The organism is Streptomyces sp. NBC_01335 (assembly GCF_035953295.1).
GTDB lineage: Bacteria > Actinomycetota > Actinomycetes > Streptomycetales > Streptomycetaceae > Streptomyces.
Map to the genome: position 1 here is coordinate 2,914,501 of NZ_CP108370.1, position 15,286 is coordinate 2,929,786.

Consider the following 15,286-nt stretch of genomic DNA (forward strand, 5'->3'; position numbering starts at 1 on the left):
TGAGACGCTCTTCACAACCGGCCCGGCGGGTTCCCGTGAGGCTCGTACGGCGCGCGGAGTCGGGTTCCCGCGGGGCTCAGCCGGCGCGCGGAGCCCGTACCCGGGTCGCCACCCAGGCTCCCACCAGGGCGACCGCCGCCATGGGCAGGAAGACCGCCGCGAAGGCCCCCGGGTGGGCCGCCGAGGCGCCCGCCTCCGCGGTGTCGTGGACGGCGCCCACCGCGCCGCCGCCGAGCGCCGCGAAGGCCGCGCCGCCGATCGCGAGGAGCAGGACGTTGGAGAGGCCGTCGGAGATCTGGAGGGCGGCGGAGTTGGCGCCCGCCTCCTGCGGGGTGGAGAGCTTGAGCATCATCACGCTGGTCGAGGCGATCACCATGCCCATGCCGAAACACCCGACCGCCCAGGCGACGGCCACGGTCCAGGCGGGCACGGAGTGGATCAGCACGGAGGGCGCGGCCAGGATCGCCACGGTCACCATGAGCATGCCGACGAACATCAGCCGCTCCCGGTGCGGCTCCATCCGGGGCCGGGACTGGATGAACGAGCCGAGCGCCCAGGTGCCGCCGCCCGCCGCGAGCGACAGCCCGGCCATCGTCGGGCTCAGCCCGCGCTGGGTCACCAGCATCAGCGGTACGAAGGACTCGGCGGCGATGAACGATCCGGCCGAGACCCCGCGCAGCAGGACCACGGCGGGCAGCCCGCGTACGGCGCGCGCGGTGCCGGTGGGCAGCAGCCCCCGGACGGCGGGGACCAGCAGCGCGACCCCGGCGACGGCGGGCAGCAGTGCGAACCAGTCCAGTTCCTGCCCGGCGTACTGGAGCAGCCCGGCGCCCACCGAGACTCCGAGGGCGAGCCGGATGCGCCGGCGGTCGAAGGGCTGCGCGCCCCCGGCCTCGTCCGCCGGCCCGGAGGCCCTGCGCCGGATCGCGGGCAGCGCGAGCGCCAGCGGGAAGACGATGAGAACCGGGATGCCGGTGAAGACCCAGCGCCAGCCGAGGTGCTCGGTGACGGTGCCGGAGGCCAGCGGCCCGACCACGGAGGGGATCACCCAGCTCGCTGCGAAGGCGGCCATGATCGCGGGGCGCAGGCGCTCCGGGTAGGCGCGGCCGACGACGACGTACAGGGCGACGATCACCAGTCCCCCGCCGAGCCCCTGGACGGCCCGGCCCGCGATGAACATCCACATCCCGGTCGCGCCGCCGGAGAGCAGCAGCCCGGCGGCGAAGGCGCTGATCCCGGCCGCGAGGGGGCCGAGCGGCCCGCTGCGGTCGGCCCACTGCCCGGAGAACACCATGGCGAAGAGGCTGGTGGTGAAGTACGCGGAGAAGGCGAAGGCGTACAGCGGCACCCCGTGCAGCTCGCGTGCGGCCACCGGCATCGCGGTGCCCACGGCGGTCGCCTCGAAGGCGATCAGCAGCACGACGGAGACGATCCCGATGCTCAGGGCGCGGTAGGTCCGGCCGAGCACACCCCCGGTGGAGTCCCCGGCCTCCCCCGCCTCGCCGGCCCCTTCGGTCCGCGCGGCGGTGGCCCGGGCGTCGGCGGGTATGTCGTCGGCGGGCAGGGCGGCGGGCGCGACATCGGCGTCGCGCGGGTCCAGGGCGGTCATCGCACCAGGGTAAGGGGCAAACGCCCGGTTGATCCCTGTCGTGGGGAGGGGGTGCGGTGGTCCGATGGTCGTAGGTCTCCCGTTCGGACCGGCTGGATCCTGTGGCGGCGCGGCGGGCTCACGGGGACGGCTCCGCGAGGACCCCGCGGACCGCGTCACGCAGCCAGCGCTGGGCGGGGTCGTTGTCGAGACGGGGGTGCCAGCTCATGTGGTACCGCAGCGGGGGGATCTCCGGCGGCGCGGGCAGGATGCGCAGCGCGGGGTCGGAGGCGTGCTCGGCGGCGATGCGGTGGGGGAGGGTGGCGACGAGGCGGGTGCCCGGTACGGCCAGGGGCGCCACGGAGTGGTACGGCACGGACAGGCCGGCCGTACGCGGCCTGCGGAGCTGGTCCAGCAGATCGTCGACCGCGGTCTGCCGGCCTCCGACGGTGGCGACGATCACGTGCCGGGAGGAGAGGTAGTCGTCCAGGGTCAGTCCCGGCCGGTGGGCCAGGGGGTGGTCGCGCGCCATGACGCACACGAACCGGTCGTCGAACAGGTGCTCGCTGCGCAGGCCGGGTGAGGGCTTCCTGGTGGCGTAGAAGATCAGGTCCACGAGGCCGTGGTCGATGTCCTCGAAGACGCCGTCGTGCCACCTGCCGAAGTCCAGGGTGGAATGCGGCGAGTCCCGGAAGACGCGTCGGCAGAGGGCCGGGACGAAGACCGAGGCGTAGTCGGTCCCGGCGATCCGGAATGCCTCGGCCGCGTCCGCGGGCTCGAAGGTCTCCGGTGCGAACAGCGTCTCCAGCCGTGGCATGACCCCGCCGAGCTGACGTTGGATCCGTTCGGCGCGCGGGGTGAGCCGGTAGCCGCCCGGCGTGCGGACCAGCAGTTCGTCCCCGAAAGCGTCCCGCAGCCGTTGCAGGGCCCGGCTCATCGCCGGCTGGCTCGTCCCGGCCAGCTCGGCGGCGCGCGAGACGTGCCGCTCCGCCAGCAGGGCCGCCAGAGGGCCGAGCAGATTCAGGTCGGCCCGCTCGATATGCGTCATACGCATATTCTCTATGCCAAGGATTCATTGGACAAATAATTCGAGCGTGGCGAAGGGTGGACCCGACGAGAAGTCGTCGCGGCGTGCGACAGAACGCCGCGACGGCTCGCACCCAGGGAGCAGAAGATGACGGATACGCGGCACGACGGGCGCGGGGTCGCCACAGTGACCGGCGGATCGAGCGGCGCGGCCGGCGGGACCACCATGGCCGCGTCCCCACTCGGCGCCGTCGTCGATCTGCTGCGCACCTCCCCGCTCGACCTGGGCGGTGACCCGGACACGATGCGGCTCGTCTTCGACGAGATGATCGCCTCCCACCCGGTCCCCGCGGACGTGCGCACCACGGCCGCCGAGCTCGGCGGTGTCCCCGCCCTCACGGTCACCGCGGGCGACGGCGAGCCGTCGGGGACGGTGCTGTTCTTCCACGGTGGCGGCTACGCCCTCGGCTCCGCCGCCGCGAGCGTCGGCCTGGCCTCCGACATCGCCCGCCGCTCCGGCACCACCGTCCACACGGTGGACTACCGGCTCGCACCGGAGAACCGGTTCCCGGCAGCCGTCGACGACGCTCTGGCCGCCTACCGGGGGCTGCTCGAAGGCGGTGTGCCGGCCGAGACGGTCGCCGTGGGCGGCGAGTCCGCCGGCGGAGGACTCGCCCTGGCCCTGCTGGTCGCGGTCAGGGAGGCCGGGCTGCCGCAGCCGGCGGCGGCCGCCGTCCTCTCCCCCTGGGTGGACCTCACCCAGTCCGGCCGCAGCCACGAGACCAAGGCCTCCCTCGACCCTGCCCTGACGCGGCAGGCGCTGACCATCCGTGCGGACCATTACCTCGCGGGCGCCGACCCCCGCTCGCCCCTCGCCAGCCCCCTCTTCGCCGACCTGCGCGGACTGCCCCCCTTGCTCATCCAGGCCGGAACCTACGAGGTCCTCCTCGACGACGCACTCCGGCTGGCCGCCAAGGCCGCGGACGACGACGTGGCGGTCACCCTGCAGACGTTCCCGGGCGCGCCCCACGTCTTCCAGGGCTTCGCCGCCGTCCTGGCCGAGGGCGCGCGGGCGCTGGACGACGTCGCAGCCTTCCTGCGGGGTCACCTCGACGGCCGCTCGCGCTGACCGACGAGCCGGACACCGCCCCGGACGGCGGGGCGGCAGGCCGGGCCCGCGCCCCCGTAGCCCGGGCTCCCGGGTGCGGGGCGGCGAAAGGGCCGGACGGTGCCGGGTGGGGCAGGTGGGCGACTGTGAACGGCGTATGGCAGTCGCGTTGCGGGCCCGTCGAACCCCTTGAGCCGAGCCGCCCCGGGCCCGTACGGTCATGACGACACCGAGGCACCACACCTCGGCCGTGTGCCCGAGAGGTTCAGGGGCTCGACTGCAACTCGAGTTACACCGGTTCGAATCCGGTCACGGCCTCCAGCAGGAACGCGGCGCATGCGCCGTACGAAACACGGCGGCGGCCGTCCCCATGGTGCGGGGACGGCCGCTTTCGCGTGTTCCGGGGACGCCGGCCCCGTGTCCGGCCCCCACGCAGGAGCGCGGGACCCGGACACCGCTCGGGCCTCAGCCCTTCGGCGCCGCCGCCACCGCTGCCTGCGGCCGGACCGGGAGGCGGTTGACCGGGCGGCCGGTCGCGGCGCGGACGGCGGCGGCCACCGCTGCCGGGGAGGTGACCACCGGCACCGCCGAGACGGGCTTGGCACCGAAGGGGGCGACCACGTCGCGTTCTTCGACCAGCTTCACGATGCGGATGTCCGGGGCGTCCAGGGCCGTCGGCAGCGCGTAGCCGGTGAGGTCGGGGTGCCGGACCAGGCCCTTGGCGGTGCGGAGGTTCTCGGTGAGCGCGGCGCCGATGCCCTGGGTGACGCCGGCCTCGATGCGCGCGGCGAGCTGGGCCGGGTTGAGGACCCGGCCGACGTCCTGGGCGACGGCCATCTCGACCACCCGGACCGAGCCGAGCTCGATGTCGACGTCGACCACCGCGCGGACCGCGCAGAACGCGAGCCCGACGAAGGCGTCGCCCTGGCCGGATTCGTCCAGCGGCTCCGTGGGGTGCGGGCGGCACTGGGCGGTCGCCCAGAGTTCCTTGCCGTCCAACGCCTCGGTGACCGTGGTGGAGAGCACCCCGTCGTACGAGGTGATCTTGCCGTCGGCGATCTGGAGGAGCTCCACGGACATGCCGAACTTGTGGGCCAGCGGCTGGAGCAGCTGGGTGCGGACCATCTTCGCGGCGCGCTCCACGGCCCCGCCGGAGACCCAGGTGTGGCGGCCGTGGGTGGCCGGTCCGGCCGGGGGCTGGTCGGTGTCGACGGAGGCGACGTGGACCTCTTCGACGCCGAGGGTCTCCTGCACGATCTGGCGGGCGAGGGTGGTGAAACCCTGGCCGGTCTCGACCGCCGCGCAGAGCACGGTGGCGACGCCGTCGTGGACGCGCACGGTGGCGGTCGAGACCTCGTCGGTGCCCTCCGCCCCCAGCATGTGGACCATGCCCAACGCGTAGCCGACGCCCCGGCGTACGGCTCCGGGCTCGCCCGCGCCCTCCGGGCCGCCGGGCAGCAGCCACTCTTCCTCGGGGGTGTCCTTGGGCAGCGTGGGCAGCGGGAAGTCCCGTACTGCTTCGAGGAGTTCGGCCACCGGGGCCGGGCAGGTGACGGTCTGGCCGGTCGGCAGGATGTCGCCGGTGGACAGGGCGTTGCGGGCCCGGATCTCGGCGGGCTCGATGCCCAGCTTGGCGGCCAGCTTGTCCATCTGGCCCTCGTACGCGGCGCACACCTGCATCGCGCCCTCGCCCCGGACGTGTCCGGAGGGCGGGTTGTTGGTGCGGACGGCCCAGCCCTCGATGAAGGCGTGCGGGACGACGTACGGTCCGCAGGCGAACGCGACGGCGGCGGCGAGGGATTCGGAGGACGCGTCGGCGTACGCCCCCGCGTCCAGCAGGATCTGGGCCTCCACCTTGACCAACCGGCCCTCGGCGTCCGCGTGGTGGCGGTAGCGCAGCAGGGTCGGGTGGCGGTGGGGGTGGCCGAGGAAGGACTCCTCGCGGGTGGCGGCGAGCTTCACCGGGCAGCCGGTGCGCAGGGCGAGCAGGCCGAGCGGGATCTGGAAGCCGGGGTCCTCGCGGTCGCCGGTCGCGCCGGGGACGCCGGTCACCACGACCCGTACCCGGTCCGGCTCCAGGCCGAAGCAGGCGGCGGCGAGGTCGCGGTCGGTGTGCGGGTCGGTGGAGGCGGTGTACAGCTCGACGCCGCCGTCCGGCCGGGGCACGGCGAGCCCGGCCTCGGCGCCGATGGGCGCCGGGTCCTGGCGGCCGATGCGGTAGAGGCCGTCCACGACGACCTCGCCGGTGGCCTCGGGGTCGCCGTAGCGGAGCGGGATGTGGCGGACGAGGTTGCCGTCGGGGTGGAGCGGTTCGGCCTCGAACGCCTTCTCCGGGTCGGTGACGGGCTCCAGGACCTCGTACTCGACGGCGATGGCGGCGGCGGCGAGGCGCGCGGTGTCCGGGTGGTCGGCGGCGACGGCGGCGATGGCCTCGCCGTGGTGGCGCACCAGGTCGGAGGCGAAGACCGGGCGGTCCACGACATGGCGGCCGTAGAGGGCCTCGCCGGGGATGTCCTGGTGCGTGACGACCGCGCGTACGCCGGGCATCTCGGCGGCGGCCGTGGTGTCCACGGACACGATCCGGGCGTGCGGGTGCGGCGATCTGAGCACGGCGGCCCAGAGCAGGCCCTCCGCCCAGAGGTCGGCGGCGTACGGGAAGGTGCCCTCGGTCTTCGCCCGGACGTCGGCGTGCGGCAGCGAGGCGCCGATGCCGAGCACGGGCGCCTCGGGGCCGGGGGTGCCGGACGCGCCGTCGGTCCGGGGCAGGGTGGTGCTGGTCGCGTTGGCCGCGGTGGCCGCGTCGCTGGTCACGCCGCCTCCTTGTCGTTCGCTCCGCCGCGGCGGCGGCTGGGGGTGCCGGTGACGGTGACCTGAGGGCCGGCGTCGCGGTGACGCCGGTGCGCCGGGCGCGCGTCCACCGAGGTGGACGCGCGGAGACCGGTACGGACGGACGGGGAGGGGGTGGCGGGGCTCACCGCGCGTCTCCCTGGTGCGGCGGGGCCTGGACGCCACCGGCGCCGGGTGCCGCCTGGTGCGGAATGCGCGCCTCGGCGGCCTCCGGTGCGCCGGCGGGCGGCGCGGCGGCGGCCGCCTCGGCGCTCGCGGCGCGGGACGCCACGACGTCGCGTACGGCGTCGAGCACGCCCCGGTAGCCGGAACAGCGGCAGAGGTTGCCGCAGAGCGCCTGGCGCGTCTGGAGCTCGCTGGGGGCGTGGTTGCCCTCCAGCAGGTCGTGGACGGTCATGGCCATGCCGGGGATGCAGAACCCGCACTGGACGGCCCCGCACGTGGCGAGGGCGCGCTGCACGTCGGAGGGTTCCCCGTCGACGGCGAGCCCTTCGACCGTCCGGACCTCGCTGCCGGCGGTGGTGGCCGCCGGGACGAGGCAGGAGGCGACGAGACGGCCGTCGACCTGGACGTTGCAGGCACCGCACTCGCCCTGCGAGCAGCCGTCCTTGGCGCCGGCCAGGCCGAGCCGCTCGCGGAGCACGTAGAGCAGCGACTCGCCGATCCAGGCGTCGGCGACCGGGCGGTCGACGCCGTTGACGTGCAGGACGTACGAGGTGCTCGGGTGCTCGCTCGCCCGCGGTACGGCCTCCGGCGCGGGCGGCGCCCCCTCGGCGGCGAACCCGTCGGGCGCGAACTCCGCCGCCGGAGCGGCCACTTCGTCCTCGGCCGGGGCCGGGAGCGGGTCGGACTCCGGCCCGTCGGGGGTTTCCGGCGCGTCCAGGGTGTCCGGCGCCTCCGGCTCTTCGGCCGTGGCCGCCGCCTCCGGCGCGCGTGCGGGCTCGTCCTCGGCCGCCGTCGCGGGCGCCTCGGCGGCGTCCGGTACGGGGCCGTCGGCCGTGTCCACCGGCTGCCCGTCGGGCAGTTCGGCGGCCGGTCCGGGCTCCGCCCCGACGGCCGGGTCCGCGTCGGCCGGGACGGGTTCCGGCTCGGCCCCGGACTCGAACTCCGTTGCCGGCTGCGGTTCGTGACGCGGCTCCGGCACCAGCACCTGTTCCGGCGCGGGTTCCGGTTCCGGCGCGGGCTCCGGCGCCTGTTCCGGTACGGCGAACTCCTGGGTCGCCCAGGGCGCGGGCGCACCGCCCGGGAGCGTGGCGGGCGGGGTGGTGCCGGTGTACCACTGATCCAGCCCCGAGGAGGCGGCGAACTCCCCCGACTCTTCGGGGAGTTCGCCGTCCGCGACCGGGATCGTCCACTGCCCGGTGTGCCCGGCCGGGTCGCCGTGCCCGGAGAGATCCGTGTGGCCGGTGTGGTCCGTGTGCCCGGCGTGGTCCACAGGGCCGATGCGATCCGCGTGACCGGAGAGATCCACATGGCCGGTGTGGTCCGTGTGGCCGGAGAGCTCCGCATGACCCGTGTGGTCCGCATGACCTGTGTGGTCCGCATGACCTGTGTGGTCCGTGTGGCCGAGGTGGTGGTCGGAGGCGCCGTTGGGGTTCTGGCCGCCGCGCCCACCCTCGTAGGGCTGCTCGTAGGCCCCGGGCGCGGTGTACGGCGGGTACCCCTCGTGGACCGGGGCCGCGTCGTATCCGGAGGACGCCCCGCCGTAGGGCACCCCGTAGGCCGAGGCGCCGGGGTCGGTCGCGTCCGTCCCGTCCGCGCCGTCGGTGAAGTTCCACTGCGCGGTGTGGTGCCCGGTGGAGTGCGCCTGCTCGTACGGGGCGTACGGGCTCTGCTGGTTCGGGTCCGGCCAGTGCACCGCGCCGGGCGTGCCCGAGCCGTCCCGCGGGTGCTGTCCGTCCGGGTGGGCCGGCTGCGGCCGGGCGTTCCAGCCGCCGCCTGCGGCCGGGTCGTGACCGGCGGCGGGCGTCAGCGGCAGGATCATCGGCGGTACGTAGCCGTGGCCGGGAGCGGCCAGCGGGGCGTCGGCCAGGTCCTCCGGCGGCAGGTGGACGAAGGCCGTCGCGTCGGCGTCGTACTCGCCGCTCTGGCGCGTCGGCTGCCAGGACCCGTAGCGCGGCTCGGGGTCGTACTCCCCCTGCTGTCCGTGCTGTTGGGGGTTTTCCTCGTTGCTCACGACAGTGCCCTCCCCAGCGCGCGTCGGGCCAGCGCGGCGACGGTGCGCCGCAGGTGCAGAACGGCGGGTGGCAGCGGTGGTGGCGCCTCCCCTTCGGCCGACGGTACCTGGTCCGGGATGCAGGCCGCGGCGACGTACTCGCCGAAGGCGGCCAGGGCGTCGGGGGCCAGGCCGCGCGCCCCGTCCCAGTCGATCAGCGAGGCGATCCACTGCTCGGCCTCCAGCGGGCGCAGCGGCATCGGCGCGATGGCGCCGACCGCGCACCGCACCCCGCGGCGGGCCGGGTCGAGCACGATCGCGACGGACGCCATGGCGCGGCCGGGTCCGGTGCGGCCGGTGGCCTTGAGGAACACCTGCGGGGCGTGCAGCAGCGGTACCCGGACGAAGGCGATCAGTTCGGCGGGTTCGAGCAGTTCGCGCCCGGCGAGCAGGTAGGAGACCGGCATCTCGCGGCGGCGTCCGCCGGGGCCGGCGATGACCAGCTCGGCCTCCAGCGCGGCCAGCACGGGCAGGGTGTCGCCGCTCGGCGCGGCGCTCGCGATGTTGCCGCCCAGGGTTCCGGCGTTGCGGATCTGGGGCGGGCCCGCGGCGCGCGCGGAGGCGGCGAGGGCGGGGATCAGCGCGGCGAAGTCGGGGCGGCCCATGCGGGCGTGGGTGAGGCCGGCGCCGAGCAGGGCGTGGCCGTCCTGGTAGTTCCAGCCACGCAGCTCGCTGATGCGGCCGAGTCCGACGAGTCCGGCGGGGCGCAGCAGCCCCTGGTTGACGGCCGCCATGAGGTCCGTGCCGCCGGCCACCGGAACCGCGGCGGGCATGGCGCCGAGGGCCGCCACAGCCTCGTCGATCGATGCAGGCATTGTCACCGACTGCGTCGCCTGCGGTGCGTGCGTGGTCAACCCAGCTGCCCCTTCCCGGTGTCCAGGCCCTCCGGCCCGTTCCGCCGTACGGTACGTGCTCACAGCCCGGACGTGGCAACTCTGGCACATCTTCCGGCAGCTCCGGCGCGAGGGTCCACGAAGGTTGTATCCGTCACCGAACGGACCGAAAATCCTGGTTCGTACTACTTCGGTACGGGGTGTGAATGGCCACTCCTCGGCGCGTCGCGGACGGCCGGGCAGGGGGGCGCGGAGAGCCGTTCGTCCCTGACGGCACGCGGTGCGGGGCGGTCCGGGGCGGTCCGCCGACTCCGGGCCGAACGCAAAGTTTCGGCCAACTCGTGTGCGGCACGCACCGGCCCGGAATCGGTCCTCCGGCGCTCCCGTGCGGCCTGACCGCCCCCGGAATCCGCCGGGCCGGGGGCGGAATCGAGGGCGGGCGGAATCACACGACCGGGGGTGCGCCTTCGAGGGGGTGGCCGCCGATTCCGGGGCGGCGCTGCCACGGCAGCGGGCCGCTCGGCGGGCGGTAGCCGACGCCCAGGGCGTCCAGTCGGGCGTAGTGCGTGTCCATACGGGCGGTGAATCCGGCGAAGTCGCGGGCGGCGGGGGCGGGCAGCTCCGTCCAGGCGACCTCGGCGAGGGCGGCGAGGCGCGGGTAGACCTGGTAGTCGACGCGGGCGCGGTTCTGCATGACCTCGGTCCAGGCGTTGGCCTGGGTGCCGAGGACGTGCCGGGCGGCCTCCTCGGAGAGGCCCGGCGGCAGCGGCTCGAAGCGGTAGACGTCCTCCAGGGTGCGGACCCAGCCGATGGGGATCGGTTCGTCGGGGCCGCCGTCCTGGCGGTAGTCGAGGTAGACCTGCTGCACCGGGCACATCACCACGTCGTGGCCGGCCTCGGCGGCGGCGACGCCGCCCGCGTACCCGCGCCAGGAGGAGACGGTCGCGCCCTCGGCCAGGCCGCCCTCCAGGATCTCGTCCCATCCGATGAGCCGGCGGCCCCGGGCGGTGAGCCAGCGGTCGAAGTGGCGGATGAACCAGGCCTGGAGGCCGTCCTCGTCACCGACACCGAGTTCCGCGATCCGGGCCTGCGCGGCGGGGGACGCCTTCCACTCGTCCTTGGGGCACTCGTCGCCGCCGACGTGGACGAACGGCGAGACCTCGGCGGGGAAGAGCTCCAGGATCTCCTCGAACACGCCCTCGTAGAACCGCAGCACGGCCTCGGTGGGGGCCAGTACGTGGGTGCTGACGCCCCAGCGGTCCCAGGGCGTGAGGGCCGCGGTGTCGGTGACGTCGGTGTTGCCGAGCTCCGGGTAGGCGGCGATGGCGGCCTGCGAGTGGCCGGGGATCTCGATCTCGGGGACGACCCGGATGTGCCGCTCGGCGGCGTACGCGACGATCTCGCGGATGTCGTCCTGGGTGTAGAAGCCGCCGTAGGGGGTCTCGTCCCAGAGGTCGGAGGAGCGGTGGCCGTACTTGGTACGGGACCGCCAGGCGCCGCGCTCCGTGAGACGCGGGTACCGCTTGATCTCGACGCGCCAGCCCTGGTCGTCGGTGAGGTGGAAGTGGAAGACGTTCAGCTTGTGCGCGGCCAGCAGGTCGAGGTGGCGCAGCACGTCGTCCTTGGGCGTGAAGTGGCGGGCGACGTCGAGCATGAAGCCGCGCCAGCCGAAGCGCGGGGCGTCCTCGATCTCGACGGCCGGGACGGCGGGCCGGGTGCCGGGGACGACGGGGGCGCGGCGGAACGCCTCGGGGCCGAGGAGCTGGCGGAGCGTCTGGGCGCCGTGGAAGACCCCGGCGGGGCTGCCGCCCGTGATGCGTACACCGGTCGACGCCCCGGCGGTCAGCCGGTATCCCTCGGGCTCCATCGCGGCGTCGGTGACCAGCTCGATCGCGCGGGGGCCGCCGCCCTGGCCGGGGGCGAGCGGGAGGCCGAAGGCGGCGCCGAGGGTGGACCGCAGCCAGCGTTCGGCCGACCCGGTGCCGGGTCCGGCGGTGAGGGTGGTGGCCGCGTCCAGGACGAACGGGGCGTCGCCGCCCGTCCGGGCGCGGCGGGGCGCCGGTACGAGGCCGAGGGCCGTGACCGTGTCGGCGGGCGCGTCGGCGCCTGCCGGGGAGAACGTGTCCGTGTCCGTGTGCATGGGGCGCATCCTTCAGCACACCGGCCGGAAACGGAACCATTGGTCCGGACCAGGAGAGAGGGCCCGAAGGGTACGGGGCACGGGCGCGGGGAAGGCCGCCGGGCACGGCGGATCCCCGTGCCGCGCGCCGGGGCGCACCACGGGGATCCGGTGACGTGCGGAGCCTCCGGCGCGGGAAGCGCCGGCCGCCGGACTACTTCTTGTCCTTGCCGCCCTTGTCCTTGTCGCCGCCGGCGCCCATGGACTCGTAGATCTCCTTGCACATCGGGCAGACCGGGTACTTCTTGGGGTCGCGCCCCGGCACCCAGACCTTCCCGCACAGTGCGACCACGGGGGTGCCCTCCAGGGCGCTCGCCATGATCTTGTCCTTCTGGACGTAATGGGCGTAGCGCTCGTGGTCGCCGTCGCCGTTCGACACCTGCGGTGTCGGCTCTACGAGGGTCCCCGTACCTGCCCCGCGCTCGGGCTCAAGAGTGCTCATGAGCGCCAAGGGTACTGAAGAGCGCGGCCGTCAGTTCAGCGAAGGGTCGTCGGGATACGTGGCGATCATGGCCAGTTCGCTGCGCTGGCGCCGCAGGACGGCGCGCCAGAGCTTCTCCGGGTGCGGGGAGGCCACGTCGCCGGGCTCCGAATCGACCACGTACCAGGCGCCTTCGTCGAGCTCGGACTCCAACTGGCCGGGGCCCCAGCCCGCGTATCCGGCGAAGATCCGCAGCGAGCCGAGGGCCGCGGCGAGGAGTTGCGGCGGGGCCTCCAGGTCGACCAGGCCGATCGCGCCGTGCACCCGGCGCCAGCCGAGCGGGCCCTCGTCGCCGGGGATCACGGCCACCCCGAGCGCGGAGTCCAGCGAGACCGGTCCGCCCTGGAAGACCACGTCCGGCGCGCCCGACAGGCCGGCCCAGGGTTCGAGGATGTCGCCGACCTCCACCGGGGTGGGGCGGTTGAGGATCACGCCGAGCGAGCCCTCCTGGTCGTGGTCGAGGAGGAGCACCACCGCGCGGTGGAAGTTCGGGTCCGCGAGTGCGGGCGTGGCCACCAGCAGCCGGCCTGTGAGGGAGGACACCTCGGTCATGGGGAAATGATCCCGCATCCCGGGCCCGCGCGGGGGCCAAGTCGTCCGGCCCGTGCCAGGGCCGGGCGGCACGGGTCGGGCGCGCGGAGGCACGGGGGAGCGCACGGTCCGCAGGGCTCCGGGGCGGTGACGCTGCGCGAGGTTCGGCGTGCGGAGCGTGTCGCGACGAATTCCTTACGTCCGTACGCGCCGCATCGCCTGCCGGGCGGGGGGTAGGAGGCCATTACCCTTTTCATCGGCCCCCTGCCCGACCACTCCGGAACGCGAGATTCATGACCGGCACAGACGATGTCCTGCTTGTCCACGGCGGCACCCCGCTGGAGGGCGAGATCCGCGTCCGAGGCGCCAAGAACCTGGTGCCCAAGGCAATGGTCGCCGCTCTGCTCGGCAGCGGTCCCAGCAGGCTGCGCAACGTCCCCGACATCCGTGACGTGCGGGTCGTCCGGGGTCTGCTGCAGCTGCACGGCGTGACGGTGCGCCCGGGTGACGAACCGGGCGAGCTGGTCCTGGACCCGACGCACGTCGAGAGCGCCAATGTCGCCGACATCGACGCCCACGCGGGTTCGTCCCGCATCCCGATCCTCTTCTGCGGCCCGCTGCTCCACCGCCTCGGCCACGCCTTCATCCCCGGGCTGGGCGGCTGCGACATCGGCGGCCGGCCCATCGACTTCCACTTCGACGTGCTGCGCCGCTTCGGCGCGACGATCGAGAAGCGGGCGGACGGGCAGTACCTGGAGGCCCCGCAGCGGCTGCGCGGTACGAAGATCCGGCTGCCGTACCCCTCGGTGGGCTCCACCGAGCAGGTGCTGCTGACGGCCGTGCTCGCCGAGGGCGTCACCGAGCTGTCCAACGCGGCCGTGGAGCCGGAGATCGAGGACCTCATCTGCGTACTGCAGAAGATGGGCGCGATCATCTCGATGGACACCGACCGGACCATCCGGATCACCGGTGTCGACAAGCTCGACGGGTACACCCACCGGGCGATCCCGGACCGCCTGGAGGCGGCTTCCTGGGCGTCGGCGGCGCTCGCGACCGGGGGCAACATCTACGTGCGCGGCGCCCAGCAGCGTTCGATGATGACCTTCCTCAACACCTTCCGCCGGGTCGGCGGGGCCTTCGAGATCGACGACGAGGGCATCCGCTTCTGGCACCCGGGCGGCCCGCTGAAGGCCATCGCGCTGGAGACGGACGTCCACCCGGGCTTCCAGACCGACTGGCAGCAGCCGCTGGTGGTGGCGCTGACGCAGGCGACCGGCCTCTCCATCGTCCACGAGACGGTGTACGAGTCCCGGCTCGGCTTCACCTCGGCGCTCAACCAGATGGGTGCGCACATCCAGCTGTACCGCGAGTGCCTGGGCGGTTCCGACTGCCGCTTCGGCCAGCGCAACTTCCTGCACTCCGCGGTCGTCTCCGGCCCGACGAAGCTCCAGGGCGCGGATCTGGTCATCCCCGACCTGCGTGGCGGCTTCTCGTACCTGATCGCGGCGCTGGCGGCCGAGGGCACCTCGCGGGTCCACGGCATCGACCTGATCAACCGGGGTTACGAGAACTTCATGGAGAAGCTCGAGAAACTCGGCGCCAAGGTCGAGCTGCCCGGCGGTTCCCTGGTCTGACCCACCGTACGTCTGTCGTACGCGCGAAGCCCGCCGCCCCGGCCCCCGTCAGACGGGACCGGGGCGGCGGGCTTCGCGCGTACGTGGCCCGTACACACACCCCGGCCCCCAGGAACGCCCCAGACGGCCGCTGCGCCGCACGGGAGCCCTTGGCCGCCCTCGGGGCCCGGAGAGGGGCCCCGAGGCCCGTACGGGCGGGCGTGGGCGGCCCCAGCCTGCTCACACGAGCAGGCTGGGGCTGCTATTCCGGCATATGCCGGAGGGCGGCCACCCTGGTCCGGGTGACCGCCCTCCGACGCGCCTGGGGACTTACTTGCCCTTGGCGGCTTCCTTGAGCTTGGAGCCCGCGGAGACCTTCACGCTGTAGCCGGCCGGGATGTTGATCGGGTCGCCGGTCTGCGGGTTACGAGCGGTGCGAGCGGCACGGTGGGTGCGCTCGAAGGTCAGGAAGCCGGGGATGGTGACCTTCTCGTCGCCCTTGGCGACGATCTCACCGACGGTCTCGGCGAGCGCGGCCAGCACGGCGTCGGCGTCCTTGCGGGTCACCTCGGCGCGGTCGGCCAGGGCGGCCACCAGCTCACTGCGGTTCATGTTGTTACTCCCGTGTTCTTCTTGCCTGTGAGGCGTGAGATCGAAGCCGATGCTGCCAGGGCCCTCTGACAGTCCCCGGACCCGGGTCTGATGTCAGACCCTCGCGCCCGATTACGCATCCTGCCCCCACCTGCGGCGGGAAAGCCAATCCGGAACCCTCCGGTGTCACACGGAAAGCGTCACGGTCCGTCGATGGTCACGTTCCGTCGACTTCCTGGAGCGGTGCGCAGCGGATGCCGGGCCCCGGGCGCTG

At 74.2% G+C, this 15,286-nt stretch carries 12 protein-coding genes and 1 tRNA gene; 3 read left to right on the top strand and 10 right to left on the bottom strand.

Annotated elements, in window-relative coordinates:
* Positions 1–76: 76 nt before the first annotated feature.
* Both OG599_RS12390 and OG599_RS12395 read right to left on the bottom strand, forming a co-directional pair.
* Positions 77–1,609 (bottom strand): MFS transporter, encoded by a 1,533-nt coding sequence (locus tag OG599_RS12390; RefSeq protein WP_327176042.1) that lies wholly within the window; start codon positions 1,607–1,609, stop codon positions 77–79.
* Positions 1,610–1,727: 118 nt separating this feature from the next.
* Positions 1,728–2,636 carry a LysR family transcriptional regulator gene (locus OG599_RS12395; protein WP_327176043.1) on the bottom strand — a complete coding sequence of 303 codons (909 nt, stop codon included), beginning with the start codon at positions 2,634–2,636 and terminating at the stop codon, positions 1,728–1,730.
* A 126-nt stretch (positions 2,637–2,762) separates the two neighbouring features.
* Between OG599_RS12395 and OG599_RS12400 the strand changes: the two genes are divergently transcribed.
* Both OG599_RS12400 and OG599_RS12405 read left to right on the top strand, forming a co-directional pair.
* Positions 2,763–3,743 carry an alpha/beta hydrolase gene (locus OG599_RS12400; protein ID WP_327176044.1) on the top strand — a complete coding sequence of 327 codons (981 nt, stop codon included), beginning with the start codon at positions 2,763–2,765 and terminating at the stop codon, positions 3,741–3,743.
* A 225-nt stretch (positions 3,744–3,968) separates the two neighbouring features.
* Positions 3,969–4,043, top strand: a tRNA-Cys gene (locus OG599_RS12405).
* A gap of 144 nt (positions 4,044–4,187) precedes the next feature.
* Here the strand turns inward: OG599_RS12405 and OG599_RS12410 are convergent.
* The 7 genes from OG599_RS12410 to OG599_RS12440 all read right to left on the bottom strand — a co-directional run bounded on the left by OG599_RS12410 (position 4,188) and on the right by OG599_RS12440 (position 12,829).
* On the bottom strand, positions 4,188–6,533 hold the full coding sequence (locus OG599_RS12410; protein ID WP_327176045.1) for a xanthine dehydrogenase family protein molybdopterin-binding subunit: 2,346 nt from the start codon (positions 6,531–6,533) through the stop codon (positions 4,188–4,190).
* The gene (locus OG599_RS12415; RefSeq protein WP_327176046.1) at positions 6,530–6,697 is read right to left on the bottom strand and encodes a hypothetical protein; all 168 of its coding nucleotides are present in this window, start codon (positions 6,695–6,697) and stop codon (positions 6,530–6,532) included. The genes OG599_RS12410 and OG599_RS12415 overlap by 4 nt, the downstream gene beginning before the upstream one ends.
* Complete coding sequence (locus OG599_RS12420) at positions 6,694–8,745, bottom strand: 2Fe-2S iron-sulfur cluster-binding protein (protein WP_327176047.1); 2,052 nt, start codon at positions 8,743–8,745, stop codon at positions 6,694–6,696. The genes OG599_RS12415 and OG599_RS12420 overlap by 4 nt, the downstream gene beginning before the upstream one ends.
* Positions 8,742–9,638 carry an FAD binding domain-containing protein gene (locus OG599_RS12425; protein ID WP_327176048.1) on the bottom strand — a complete coding sequence of 299 codons (897 nt, stop codon included), beginning with the start codon at positions 9,636–9,638 and terminating at the stop codon, positions 8,742–8,744. Before OG599_RS12425 ends, OG599_RS12420 begins: the two co-directional genes overlap by 4 nt.
* Before the next feature lie 424 nt (positions 9,639–10,062).
* A complete protein-coding gene (locus OG599_RS12430) occupies positions 10,063–11,757 on the bottom strand; it encodes a beta-N-acetylhexosaminidase (RefSeq protein WP_327176049.1) in 1,695 nt (564 codons plus the stop codon).
* A 193-nt stretch (positions 11,758–11,950) separates the two neighbouring features.
* On the bottom strand, positions 11,951–12,238 hold the full coding sequence (locus tag OG599_RS12435) for a DUF3039 domain-containing protein (RefSeq protein WP_026250415.1): 288 nt from the start codon (positions 12,236–12,238) through the stop codon (positions 11,951–11,953).
* A gap of 30 nt (positions 12,239–12,268) precedes the next feature.
* On the bottom strand, positions 12,269–12,829 hold the full coding sequence (locus OG599_RS12440) for a YqgE/AlgH family protein (RefSeq protein ID WP_327176050.1): 561 nt from the start codon (positions 12,827–12,829) through the stop codon (positions 12,269–12,271).
* 272 nt (positions 12,830–13,101) lie between these two features.
* On the opposite strand from OG599_RS12440, the gene murA reads away from it, so the two are divergent.
* Positions 13,102–14,442, top strand: a complete 1,341-nt coding sequence (gene murA, locus OG599_RS12445; RefSeq protein WP_327176051.1) for a UDP-N-acetylglucosamine 1-carboxyvinyltransferase — start codon at positions 13,102–13,104, stop codon at positions 14,440–14,442.
* A gap of 309 nt (positions 14,443–14,751) precedes the next feature.
* Here the strand turns inward: murA and OG599_RS12450 are convergent, their stop codons facing one another.
* A complete protein-coding gene (locus OG599_RS12450) occupies positions 14,752–15,033 on the bottom strand; it encodes an HU family DNA-binding protein (RefSeq protein WP_003968811.1) in 282 nt (93 codons plus the stop codon).
* Positions 15,034–15,286: the final 253 nt, after the last annotated feature.

Excerpts from the sequence above, each read along its gene's own strand:
- OG599_RS12395 (WP_327176043.1), bottom strand. The coding sequence starts at position 2,636 with ATGACGCATATCGAGCGGGCCGACCTGAATCTGCTCGGCCCTCTGGCG.
- murA (WP_327176051.1), top strand. The coding sequence starts at position 13,102 with ATGACCGGCACAGACGATGTCCTGCTTGTCCACGGCGGCACCCCGCTG.
- OG599_RS12450 (WP_003968811.1), bottom strand. The coding sequence starts at position 15,033 with ATGAACCGCAGTGAGCTGGTGGCCGCCCTGGCCGACCGCGCCGAGGTG.
- OG599_RS12430 (WP_327176049.1), bottom strand. The coding sequence starts at position 11,757 with ATGCACACGGACACGGACACGTTCTCCCCGGCAGGCGCCGACGCGCCC.
- OG599_RS12390 (WP_327176042.1), bottom strand. The coding sequence starts at position 1,609 with ATGACCGCCCTGGACCCGCGCGACGCCGATGTCGCGCCCGCCGCCCTG.
- OG599_RS12440 (WP_327176050.1), bottom strand. The coding sequence starts at position 12,829 with ATGACCGAGGTGTCCTCCCTCACAGGCCGGCTGCTGGTGGCCACGCCC.
- OG599_RS12400 (WP_327176044.1), top strand. The coding sequence starts at position 2,763 with ATGACGGATACGCGGCACGACGGGCGCGGGGTCGCCACAGTGACCGGC.
- OG599_RS12435 (WP_026250415.1), bottom strand. The coding sequence starts at position 12,238 with ATGAGCACTCTTGAGCCCGAGCGCGGGGCAGGTACGGGGACCCTCGTA.